Annotated in this window: 11 protein-coding genes; 6 read left to right on the top strand and 5 right to left on the bottom strand. The window is 74.5% G+C overall.

The window, feature by feature from the left end; genetic code table 11:
- The 5 genes from AB0B41_RS16110 to AB0B41_RS16090 all read left to right on the top strand — a co-directional run.
- A partial coding sequence (locus tag AB0B41_RS16110; protein WP_358203605.1) for an acyl-CoA dehydrogenase family protein occupies nt 1-760 on the top strand: 760 nt, incomplete at its 5' end.
- Nucleotides 757-1,599 carry an enoyl-CoA hydratase-related protein gene (locus AB0B41_RS16105; RefSeq protein WP_358203604.1) on the top strand — a complete coding sequence of 281 codons (843 nt, stop codon included), beginning with the start codon at nt 757-759 and terminating at the stop codon, nt 1,597-1,599. The genes AB0B41_RS16110 and AB0B41_RS16105, both read left to right, overlap by 4 nt.
- Nucleotides 1,596-2,774: an acyl-CoA dehydrogenase family protein gene (locus AB0B41_RS16100; protein ID WP_358203602.1), complete on the top strand. Its 1,179-nt coding sequence runs from the start codon at nt 1,596-1,598 to the stop codon at nt 2,772-2,774. The genes AB0B41_RS16105 and AB0B41_RS16100 overlap by 4 nt, the downstream gene beginning before the upstream one ends.
- 10 nt (nt 2,775-2,784) lie before the next feature.
- Nucleotides 2,785-3,330, top strand: coding sequence for a patatin-like phospholipase family protein (locus tag AB0B41_RS16095; protein WP_358203600.1), 546 nt, complete (start codon nt 2,785-2,787; stop codon nt 3,328-3,330).
- A 126-nt stretch (nt 3,331-3,456) separates the two neighbouring features.
- Complete coding sequence (locus AB0B41_RS16090; protein WP_358203598.1) at nt 3,457-3,618, top strand: hypothetical protein; 162 nt, start codon at nt 3,457-3,459, stop codon at nt 3,616-3,618.
- Here AB0B41_RS16090 and AB0B41_RS16085 read toward each other — a convergent pair.
- Both AB0B41_RS16085 and AB0B41_RS16080 read right to left on the bottom strand, forming a co-directional pair.
- Nucleotides 3,615-3,836, bottom strand: a complete 222-nt coding sequence (locus AB0B41_RS16085) for a hypothetical protein (protein WP_358203595.1) — start codon at nt 3,834-3,836, stop codon at nt 3,615-3,617. The two genes, AB0B41_RS16090 and AB0B41_RS16085, sit on opposite strands and share 4 nt — an antisense overlap.
- Before the next feature lie 4 nt (nt 3,837-3,840).
- Nucleotides 3,841-6,123: an acyl-CoA dehydrogenase gene (locus AB0B41_RS16080; RefSeq protein WP_358203593.1), complete on the bottom strand. Its 2,283-nt coding sequence runs from the start codon at nt 6,121-6,123 to the stop codon at nt 3,841-3,843.
- Nucleotides 6,124-6,261: 138 nt separating this feature from the next.
- On the opposite strand from AB0B41_RS16080, the gene AB0B41_RS16075 reads away from it, so the two are divergent.
- Complete coding sequence (locus AB0B41_RS16075; RefSeq protein ID WP_358203590.1) at nt 6,262-6,399, top strand: hypothetical protein; 138 nt, start codon at nt 6,262-6,264, stop codon at nt 6,397-6,399.
- Nucleotide 6,400: 1 nt separating this feature from the next.
- Here the strand turns inward: AB0B41_RS16075 and AB0B41_RS16070 are convergent, their stop codons facing one another.
- From AB0B41_RS16070 to AB0B41_RS16060, 3 genes are read right to left on the bottom strand one after another with little or no spacing between them, the layout of a single operon-like run.
- Nucleotides 6,401-7,207: an enoyl-CoA hydratase-related protein gene (locus AB0B41_RS16070; RefSeq protein ID WP_358203588.1), complete on the bottom strand. Its 807-nt coding sequence runs from the start codon at nt 7,205-7,207 to the stop codon at nt 6,401-6,403.
- Nucleotides 7,208-7,211: 4 nt separating this feature from the next.
- Nucleotides 7,212-8,234: an NADPH:quinone oxidoreductase family protein gene (locus tag AB0B41_RS16065; RefSeq protein ID WP_358203586.1), complete on the bottom strand. Its 1,023-nt coding sequence runs from the start codon at nt 8,232-8,234 to the stop codon at nt 7,212-7,214.
- A gap of 24 nt (nt 8,235-8,258) precedes the next feature.
- Complete coding sequence (locus AB0B41_RS16060; protein ID WP_358203584.1) at nt 8,259-10,550, bottom strand: CoA transferase; 2,292 nt, start codon at nt 10,548-10,550, stop codon at nt 8,259-8,261.
- Nucleotide 10,551: the final 1 nt, after the last annotated feature.

Below are 10,551 nucleotides of genomic sequence, written 5' to 3'. Positions count from 1 at the left end.
GGCGGCCGTCGCCGAGGCGGGTGCCGCGGGCACGGTCGCGGCGTCCTGGGCCGCGCCGCCCCGGACCTCGGCCACCCCGACGGCGGACGGGTGGCGGGTCACGGGCGAGAAGATCTTCGTCCTCGACGGCGCCCACGCCGACCTCCTGCTCGTCTCCGCCCGGACCGCGGACGGGACCGCCGTCCTGCTTGTCGAGGGGGGTGCGGTCGGACTCGTCCGGAGCCCGGCGACCAGCCTCGACCTCACCCGTCCGCAGGCGCGGGTGACCCTCGCCGACTGCCCCGCCACCCTCGTCGTCGCACCGGGCGCGGGTGCCGAGGCGGTGCGCCGCACGCGGGACCGCGGCTGGGCGTTCCTCGCCGCCGAACAGGGAGCCGTGGTCCGGAGGCTGCTCGACGACACCGTCGCCTACCTGGGCACGCGGGAGCAGTTCGGCCGCCCGCTCGCCGGGTTCCAGGCCCTGCGCCATCGCTGCGCGGACGTGCTCGTCGCCGCCGAGGCGGCGCTGTCGCTGGGACGCGAGGCCCTCGCGGTGCCTCCCGAGGAGCGACCGCTCGCCGCGGCGACCGCCGCCGCGCACGCCACCACCCTGCCCGCCGCGGCCTGGGACTGCCTGCACCTGCACGGCGGGATCGGGTTCACGTGGGAACACGACACCCATCTCCGCGTCCGACGGGCCCAGGCCTCCGTCGTGCAGTTCGGCGAGCTCGCCGAGCCCTGGGACGCCGTCGCCGCACTCACCCACGGGGAGCCCCGATGACCGCTGCCACCCGACCCGTGCCCCCGCGTCTGCAGGACGTCTCGGTGGAACTGACCGCCGGGGTCGCCACGGTGCTGCTGGACCGGCCGGAGGCCGGCAACGCCTGGACGATCCCGCTGGCGCTGGAGATGAGCCGGGCGATGACCTGGTGCGACGAGACCGACGAGGTCCGCGCCGTCGTCCTGGGGGCCCGGGGTCGGGTCTTCTGCGTCGGCGCGGACCTGTCCGGCCGGGACATCCTGAAGCCTGGCGCCACGAAGGAGGTCCCGGAGGCCCAGGTCGGGGAGTGGATGCTGCCCTCGGCGGTCCGCAAGCCCGTCGTCGCCGCCCTCCAGGGACACGCCGTGGGGATCGGCACGACCTACGCCCTGCACTGCGACCTTCGGTTCGTCGCCGAGGACGCGACGATGGGGCTGCCGTTCGTCCGGCGCGGCATCGTGCCGGAGGCGAACGCGAGCTGGCTGCTCCCCCGGATCGTCGGGCTCGGCACGGCCATGGACCTGGTGCTCACCGGCAGGCTGGTCCGCGGCCGGGAGGCCGTGGAGCTGGGGCTGGCCCACCGGGCGCTGCCGAAGGACCGGGTCCTCGTCGAGGCTCAGGAGTGGGCGGCACAGGTCGCCGCCGACGGCGCCCCGCTCGCGCTCGGTGTCGCGAAGCGGCTGCTCTGGGACGGGCAGGTCGGTACGAGCGCGGCGTCCCGGGACGCCGAACACGCGGCGTTCACGGCGCTTGCGGCGGGTGCCGACGTCACCGAAGGGGTGGCATCGTTCCTGGAGAAGCGCTCACCACAGTGGACCCAGGGGGTCAGCCGGGACTGGCCCGCGGAGCTCGGCTCGTGAGCCCGACCCCCGCGGTCTTCGAGGCCGAGGCCACGGCCTTCCTCGCCGCGCACACCCGCCCACGTCCCGGCCGGACGAAGGGCTGGGGCCAGGGCGCCGACCGCCACGGGCTGATCCCGGACAGCGACCGGGACGATCCCGCCGCGCTCGAAGCCGAGCGGGAGTGGCGGCGCACCGTGTTCGACGCGGGCTTCGGCTGGCTCTCCGGGCCGGTCGAGCTGGGCGGGCGCGGCCTGCCCCACGAGTACGAGGCGCTCTACCGTCGGTGCGAGGAGGACTTCGACGTCCCCGAGGGCCGGCACCTGTCCATCGGCATGGGCATGGTCGCCCCCACCGTCGCGGCGTGGGGCGACGAGGCCCTGCGCCGGGAGGTGCCGCGCGCCATCCGCCGCGGCGACCTGGTCGGCTGCCAGCTGTTCAGCGAACCGGGCGCAGGCTCGGACCTGGCTGCCCTGCGCACCGCGGCCCGGCGGACCGACACCGGGTGGGTCGTCGACGGGCAGAAGGTCTGGACGTCCGAGGCGCACTGGGCGGACGTCGGGTTGCTGCTGGCGCGCACCGATCCGGAGGCCCCGAAGCATGCCGGGATCACCGCGTTCCTGGTGGACATGCACGCGCCCGGGGTCGACGTCCGGCCGTTGCGGCAGATCACCGGCGGCGCGAGCTTCAACGAGGTCTTCCTCGACGGCGTGGAGATCCCCGAAGCGCGCAGGCTCGGCCCGGTGAATGCAGGCTGGCAGGTCGCCCGCTCCACGCTCACCGTCGAGCGGGGCTCCATCGGGCGCGGCGTCGGGCTCGAGGTGGTCGACTCCGGCCTGCTCGACGAGCTGGTGGACCGACTGGGCCGCGGGGACGATCCCCGGGTCCGGCGGCTCCTCGCCGAGATCCACGTCCGTCGTCGAGCCCTGGACGCCACCTCGCGGCGGCTCTTCGCCGAGGGCGCGGGCCCCGAGTTCGCCATGACCAAGCTGATGGCCACCGAGACGCTGCGCCGGATCGCGGACCTGCTCACCGAGGTGATCGGCCCGGCCTTCGCCGCCGACGGCGGGGAATGGGGCACCTGGTCCTGGGTGGAGTGGGTGTTCGGGATCCCCGGCATCCGCTTCGGCGGGGGCACCGACGAGATCCAACGCAACCTGCTCGCCGAGCGCGTGCTCGGTATGCCCCGGACCTGAGGGGATCGCCGTGACGAAGGCCCTCGTCCTGGCGGGCGGCGGCTCGGTCGGCACCGCGTGGCAGACCGGTCTGCTCGCCGCGTGGGGCCGGGCGGGCCTCGACCTGTCCGACGCCGACCTGATCCTCGGGACGTCCGCCGGCGCGGGCTCCGGTGTCCTCGTCGCGCTCGGGCAGGACCTCGAACGCCAGGTCGAGCGCTGCGTCCGTGCCCAGGAACGCCACGCCGGGGGCGGCGCCACCGCCGTCCTGGAGTCCGACGAGGCGCAGGCGATGACGGTCGAGGAGCGCTACGCGGACGGATACGCCCGCGGGCGCACCGACCCCGCGGTACGGCGCGCGATCTCCGCGGCCGCCGCGGCCGCCCGGACCGGCTCGGAGACGGACTTCGTCAGTACGTTCCGGTACCTGCGGGACTCCCCGTGGCCCGCCAACTACGTGTGCACCACGCTGACATCGACACCGCGGAGTTCACGGCGCTGGGCCGCGACCACGGCGGCACCCTCGACCGCGGCCTCGCGGCGGCGGTGGCCGTGCCGGCGGTGTACCCGGCGGTGACCATCGGCGGCCACCGCCACGTCCACGGCGGCTGTCTCTCGGTCACCTTCCTGGACCTCGCCGCGGACCACGACCGGATCCTGTTCGTGCATCAGAGCGAGCCGCCGCAGAGCGAGTGGGCCGGCCGTGTCGGGTTCCACGCTGCACTCCGCGCGCCCCGACAGCGCGGTCGCCGAGGCGTTGGGCGGGGACCTCATGGACGCGGCCAACGCCTTCCGCGCCCTCGAGGCCGGCCTCGCGCAGGGTGCCCTCGAGGCCGACACCGTGGCGCGCTTCTGGCGCGCCTAGGCACCGACCGCGACGAACAGCGGGGACAGCGCGCCGGTGCCAGGCGTGCCTGGCGCCGAGCTGCACCACGCAGTCCCCGCCCGGGGTGTGGTCCGGGTCCCGTCCGCCGTCACGAGGTCGATCTGGCCCACCAGCACAACCGCGTAGTCCCCCGTGGGGGGCGCGTCGAGCACCACGGTCGACGACTCCGCCCGACCGCCGAACACCACGCGGCGCATCCGCTCAGGCTCCCGAGCGGGGGACTTCCCGCCAGGGGATCCCGACGTCCACGCGGTGCTCGCGCGGCAACCCCAGGACCTGCTCGGCCACCGCGTTGCGCATCACCATCGAGGTCCCGCCCTCGATGGTGAGGCCCTGGGAGCGCAGGTAGCGCGATCCTGGGCCGCCCGCCATGCCGGCTCGGTCGGGCTGCTCGAAGCGGTAGGCGTCGACCTCGGTCAAGGTGCCCGCCGCCCCCTCGACCTCCAGCGCCGCGGCCGCGCACGCCTGCCTCGACTCGGTGGACAGCAGCTTGATCACCGCCGGGTGCACCGGTTCCCCCGCCTCGGCTCGGAGCACGGTCAGCCGCGCCGCGTACGACCAGGAGAGCGCCGAGAGCACCCCGTCGGTGAGCACCGGGTCCCTATCGCCCGCGCGGAATCTCCAGTGCCGCAACAGCTCCAGCTCAGGCGTCCGGTCGACCGCCGCCTGCCCGAACGCCATCCGCTCCCCCTCCAGGTTGGACCGCACCACCCGCCAGCCGCCGCCGACCGGCCCCACCCGGGCGGAGTCGCGCAGCACGACGTCGGTGAGAAACACCTCGTTGAAGTCCGCCTTGCCCGTGAGCAGTCGCAGCGGGCGGACCTCCACGCCCGGGGCCCGCATGTCGATCACGAAGCAGGTGATGCCCTCGTGCTTGGGCACGGCGGGGTCGGTCCGGGCGACCAGCAGCCCGTACCGGGCGATGTGGGCGAACGAGGTCCACACCTTCTGTCCGGTGACCCGCCAGCCGTCGCCGTCGCGCACCGCACGGGTGGCCAGCCCGGCCACGTCGGAGCCGGCACCGGGCTCGCTCATCAGCTGCGCCCAGACGTCCTCGACCGTGAAGCAGCGCTTCAGGTAGGCGCGGCGCTGCTCCTCGGTGCCGTGCTCGGCGAGCACCGGGCCGACGTTGCCGTAGCCGATGGGGTTGCGGGGTGACGCCCACACCACTCCCGCCTCCTCGAGCAGCCGCTGCGCATAGCCCTGGTGCTCCGCGGACAGCCCCAGGCCACCGTGCCCGGCCGGGAAGTGCACCCACGCCAGCCCGGCGTCGAACTGGGCGGCGCGGAAGGGGATCCCGCCCTCGGCCTCGGGATCCGGAACCTGCGCGACCAGCGCCTTCACCCGCTCGGCCAGGTCCAGCCGGACCGCGTCCGCGGACTGCGTCTGCTCTCGGGCCGCAGGGCGGGCGACGAGTGTCTCCGATCCGATGCGCGGGGCGGCCCACGCCCGTCGGGTCGCCGGAGAGCCCAGCAGCAGCTCGTTCGTCTTGGCCCGCTTCAGGTAGCGGTGCGCCGGATGCTCCCAGGTCATCCCGATCCCGCCGAGGACCTGGATCGTCCCCTCCGCAACCCGGACGGCGGACTCGGTGCAACTCGCCACGGCGAGCGCCGCCACGGTGGCCGCCTCCGGATCGTCCGCGGCGGCGAGCGCCGCGGCGTGCCGGGCCAGCGATCGGGTGGACTCCACCTCGGTCACCAGGGTGGCGAGCAGGTGTTTGACCGACTGGTAGGAGCCGATCAGCCGACCGAATTGTCGGCGCTCCGCCGCGTACCCCACGGCCGTGCGCAGGGAGCGGCTCGCGACGCCGAGGGCCTCGCAGGCCAGCGCCACGGCGGCCCGCGCGCGGGCCCGGTCCAGCATCGCGGGGGCCGCGCCCACCGGACCGACGCGCGTGCCCGGCGCGCCGTCGAGGCGCAGCACCGCCTGCGGGCGCGACGGATCGAGCGTGGGCAGCGGGCGCTGCTCCAGACCTGGCGCCGAACCCGCCACCGCGAACAGGGTTGCCCCGCCGTCCGCCACCGCTGTGACCAGGAGGAGATCGGCCGTTGCCCCGTCGAGCACCTGCGCGCACTCCCCGTGGAGGAGGTCGCCGTCCGCCCAGACCCGATCCGTGGTACCGAGCGCGACCGTGCCGGTCGACTCCCCCGCCGCGATCCGCGGCAGGTGCGCCGCCGCCTGCCCGTCGTCCGCCGCGAGCAGGACCTCGGCCGCGAGGATGGTCGGCAGCAGCGGCACCGCGGCGAGACCCGCGCCGAGCTCCTCGAACACGGCACCGAGCTCCCGCCATCCCGCGCCGGCGCCTCCGAACGCCTCCGGCACCGCCAGTCCGGCGACCCCGATGTCCCGAGCCAAGGCGGACCAGGTCGTGGTGTCGAGAACGTCAGCGGTCGGGTCAGGCCTGCGGGTGAGCACCGCGGCGACCGCCTCGCGCAGCGCGCGTTCCTCGTCGTCTGCATTGGTCACGAACACCGACCTCGTCATTGCGATACCTCTCTGCGCCGAACCGCGGCGCCCGTCGCCACCGGGTTGGGTCGAGGGCGGATCGTCGCCGGCCGGGGCCACGGAAGGGGCCGAGAAGATGATGTGGCGGCATCCCGGACTTCGCCCACGCGACCCCATATGATCGGCGAGGGCGAGATCCCGCACGCCTACCAGCGGGTTGGCAACGAGTTCCTGATCGGCCGCCACTTCGACGACCTGCGCGGCTCGACCTTCTCCTACCTGCGGCAGCCGGCGGCCCCGACCGTCCTCACCTGAGCTACACGCGACCCCAGTTCGGCGGTCGCTTCTCCCGGAAGGAGGCGACCGCCTCGTCGTGGTCGTCGAGGTACATCCCGACCATCTGGGCGCGGTACTCGACCTTCAGGGCTGCGCGCAGGGACGGCGCGTCCACACCCGCCCAGAACGCGTCCTTGGTCTGCCACACCCCGAACTCCGAGTTCGCGGCGATCTCCGTCGCCAGCTCGAGGGCGCGGTCCAGCAGCCGCTCCGGCGGGACGAGATCGCTGAGCAGTCCCAGCCGGTCCGCCTGCTCGGCATCGACGATCCGGGCGGTCAGCATCATCTCGAGGGCCTTGCTCGCCCCGATCAGCCGAGGCAGGAAGTAGGAGGTCCCGACGTCCAAATTGGACAGGCCGGCGCGCATGAACACTGCACCCAACCGGGCCCGGTCCGACGCCACCCGCAGGTCACTGGCGAGCGCGTAGCCGAAGCCGCCGCCGACCGCGACACCGTCGATCGCGGCGATCACCGGCTGGCGCAGCTCGGTGAGCGCCACCGCGAACCCGCTCACGTACTCCTGCAGGCCCCAGATTCGCCCCAGGTAGCTGCGCTCCTCGTCGCCCGGGACCGCCTGCATGCCCTCCTTGCGGTCGGCGCCGGAGCAGAATGCGCCGCCCGCTCCCGTCAAGATCACCACCCGGCACGACGTGTCCCGCCGCACCTCCTCCAGCGCACCCCAGAGCCCGTCCATCATGTCCTGGTTCAGCGCGTTCAACGCCTCCGGACGGTTCATCGTGATCACGACGACGTCCTTATCCGGGCGGCCCAGCTCCACCACGGCCACGGTCTCAGTCCCTTCCGATCGCGAGCGTCTCCCGCTCGACGTCCTCGTCCGCGCAGGCGGGCAGCGTGAGGACGACCTTCCCGGTCACGCGCCGGTCGGCGACCGCCCGCAGTGCCGTGGCCGCCTCGGCGAGCGGGAACCGCGCCGACACGTGCGGCCGCAGCCCGCCCTCGGCCAGACCCGCCAGGGCCGCGTAGGCGTCCCCCATTGCCTCCGGCCGAACCTTCGGCAACGCCCCGACCTGGATGCCGAGGATGCTGATGCCTTTGAGCAGCACCAGGTTCAGCGGGATCCGCGGGATCTCGCCGGAGGCGTACCCCACCGTGACGAACCGCCCGCCGTAGCGCAGGGCGCGCAACGCCTCCTCGGCATACGGCCCGCCGACCGGGTCGATCACGACGTTCGCGCCGCCGCCGGTCAGCTCCTTGATCCGCGCCTTGAGGTCCTCGCGCGCGTAGTCGATTCCCGCGACCGCGCCGTGCTCGGCGGCCAGCGCCAACCGCTGCGGCGACGACGCCGCGGCGATCACGTTGAGCCCCAGCCGGGTCCCTACGTCTACACAGGCCAGTCCGACTCCGCCGGCCGCGCCGGTGACGACGACCCACTCCCCGGTCTGCGCAGCGGCCGTGGTGACCAGCGAGTGATAGGCGGTCTGCGTCGTCACCGAGAACGCGGCGGCCGACACCGCATCGAGGCCGGCAGGCACCGGGACGGCAGCGGCAGCGTCGATCACCAGGCACTCGGCGAACGCACCCGTCCCGCCCGTGCCCATCACCATCGTCCCGACGGCGGGTTCGATGACCCCCGGCCCGAGGCCCACCACCCGCCCCGAGAACTCGCCGCCGGGCACGAACGGCACGGGCTGCCGGGTCTGGTAGGTGCCCGCGATCATCAGTACGTCCGGGAAATTCACCCCCGCCGCGTGCACCTCGACCAGTATCTGACCCGGCCCGGGCGTCGGATCCGGGACCTCGACCGTCTCGAGCTCCTCGGGGGTCCCGTACCGGACACAGCTCAGCGCGCGCACGTGGTGCTCACCTCTCGTCAGGGGTCAACACGCGGCCCGCCGTTCGCGCAGGCCCGCGACGGCCGCCGCGGGGACGCCCACGGTGGCCAGGACCGCGTCGGTGTGTTCGCCGAGCAGCGGCGCGTGCCGGTGGGTCACCGGGGCCGCGCCGTCGACCCGCACCAGACGGGCGAGCTCGTAGACCGTGCCGCGCCGCGGGTGTTCGGACACCCCCACCCGGCCGTTGCGGCGGTTCTCCTCGTCCCGCAGGAAGACGGCGTCGTTCTTCGGGGCGGGCACGACCACCGCTATGCCGGCCTCGGCCAGCGCCGTGACCAGCTCCGCGGTGGCCCGGCCCGCGACGACGCCGCCGATCACCTCGGCCAGTGCGTCGTCGTGCTCCGCCCGGGCCACGGCGGTCTCGAACCGCGGATCGCCGAGGATCTTCACGCCGAGCACCCGCTGCAGGTCCGCCAGGCGGTGGTCGACGGCGGACAGGCAGATCCAGCCGTCCGCGTTCGCGTACAGCCGGTCCAGGGCACCGATGCCGAGCTGTTCGGCGTCGAGCCGGGCAGCCCCGAGGACGGTCCCGTCCGCCCGGCGCACGACGTGGGCCATGTGCGCCATCGCCGAGTTGAGCTGCGGGTGCTCCACGAGCTGACCGGCCCCGTGGCGCTGCCGGTGCAGCAGTGCCATCAGCATCCCGGTGGCGCCGAGCAGCCCGTTGCCGGGATCCTCGTTGCCCGCCGGGTAGCTCGGCGGATTTCCCCGGCCCGCGACCTCGTGGTTGACCCCGACGTAGCCGGACACCAGCGGCGCGAAGCTCTGCCGGGCGACCCACGGGCCGCTCGACCCCCAGCCCGGCGAGTACGCGTAGACGACCTCGGGATTGACCTTCCGGATGTCCTCGTACCCCATGCCCATCCGCTCCGCCGCCTGCGGGCGCAAGTTGTGCTGCACCACGTCCGCCCACGCCGCGAGCCGCAGGGCGTACTCGCGCGCCTCGGCGTCCTTGGTGTTCAGCGCCACCGCCCGCTTGTTCGCCTGGGCCGAGCCGAACGGCCGGTCGAGAGCGCGGAGCTGGTCGCCGACGGGGTGCTCGAGCTTCACCACGTCCGCGCCGAGGTCGGCGAGCAGCCGCGAGGCGTAGGGCCCCGCGTAGTAGGCGCCGAAGTCCAGCACCTTGACCCCGGCCAGCAGCGGGCGACCCGGGTCGGGGCGGGTGGGCGGCACCACCCAGGCGTCCCCGGCCCAGGTCGCGTCGTCGACGACGGTCGGGGCCACCGGCGGAGCGGGCGGGGTCAGTCCGAAGCGGGCAGGCGGACCGACCTGGTCCACGGGGCCGAGGCCGGGGTCCTCGACCCGCACGACCAGCCCGTTGTGCCGCGCCTGCGGGGAGTCGAGCACCTCGCCGGGGCGCAGTTCGGGGACCGCTGCCACGTCGGCCTCGTCGAGGGCGCGCATCCACTCGTCCCGGGTGCGGGTGGCGAAGCGCGCGGGCACGTCCTCAGCGAGGATGCGGCGCTGCTCCGGGGTGAGCGCGGTGGCCGCCTCGGGCGGGGGCACCGGCGGGAAGTGCTCGGCGAGACCGAGCGTCTCCATCAGCCGCCCGAACCCGCCGACCGCACCGGTGTGCACGCCGAGGTACTCGCCGTCCGCGCACCGGAAGGGCTCGTTGATCATCCGGCGGACGCCGCCGCCGACCCAGCCCTCGCTGATGTCGTCCACGGCCCAGAGCATCGACAGGTAGACCAGCGCGCCGTCGAGCAGGGAGGTCTCGACCGCGCGGCCGACGCCGTCCTCCGCGCGCCGGTGCAGCGCGGCCAGGGTGCCGATCACGGCCAGGTAGGCCGCTCCGATCCCCGCGAAAGGCAGCCCCTCGTAGATCGGACCGCCGCGGAAGCCGTGCTGCTCCCCCATCGTCCCGACGACGGCGTGCACGATCGACTCGTGGCCCACCAGGTCGGCGTACCGCGGGCCCGGCCCGAAACCGCTGATCGTGGTGGTGACCAGCCGCGGACAACGGCCCCGCACGGCCTCCGGATCGAGCCCGAAGCGGGCCGCGACCCCCGCGGACCAGCTCGTGACGAGGACATCCGCCCCCGCCAGCAGTTCCTCGACCCGGGCCGTCTCCGCGGCGAGATCCAGCCGGAGCACCCGCTTGTTCCGATTGAACACCGAGTACTCGGCGGCGAGCGGCCCGGCGTAGCGGTCCCCCGCAGGCGGCTCGATCCGCACGACGTCCGCGCCGTGGTCCGCCAGCATCCCGGCCGCTCGCGGGCCCGCCGTGCCGGTCGTCCAGTCGACGACGCGCAGTCCCTCCAACGGTCCTGCCATG

The sequence above is a fragment of the Pseudonocardia sp. NPDC049154 genome (genome assembly GCF_040648315.1).
Taxonomy (GTDB): Bacteria; Actinomycetota; Actinomycetes; order Mycobacteriales; family Pseudonocardiaceae; genus Pseudonocardia.
The sequence above is the reverse complement of the archived record's forward strand: the minus strand, read 5'-3'. Positions and strand labels throughout refer to the sequence as shown.

Coding starts and splice junctions, on each gene's coding strand:
- AB0B41_RS16075 (WP_358203590.1), top strand. CDS start 6,262: ATGATCGGCGAGGGCGAGATCCCGCACGCCTACCAGCGGGTTGGCAAC.
- AB0B41_RS16080 (WP_358203593.1), bottom strand. CDS start 6,123: ATGACGAGGTCGGTGTTCGTGACCAATGCAGACGACGAGGAACGCGCG.
- AB0B41_RS16085 (WP_358203595.1), bottom strand. CDS start 3,836: ATGCGCCGCGTGGTGTTCGGCGGTCGGGCGGAGTCGTCGACCGTGGTG.
- AB0B41_RS16060 (WP_358203584.1), bottom strand. CDS start 10,550: ATGGCAGGACCGTTGGAGGGACTGCGCGTCGTCGACTGGACGACCGGC.
- AB0B41_RS16105 (WP_358203604.1), top strand. CDS start 757: ATGACCGCTGCCACCCGACCCGTGCCCCCGCGTCTGCAGGACGTCTCG.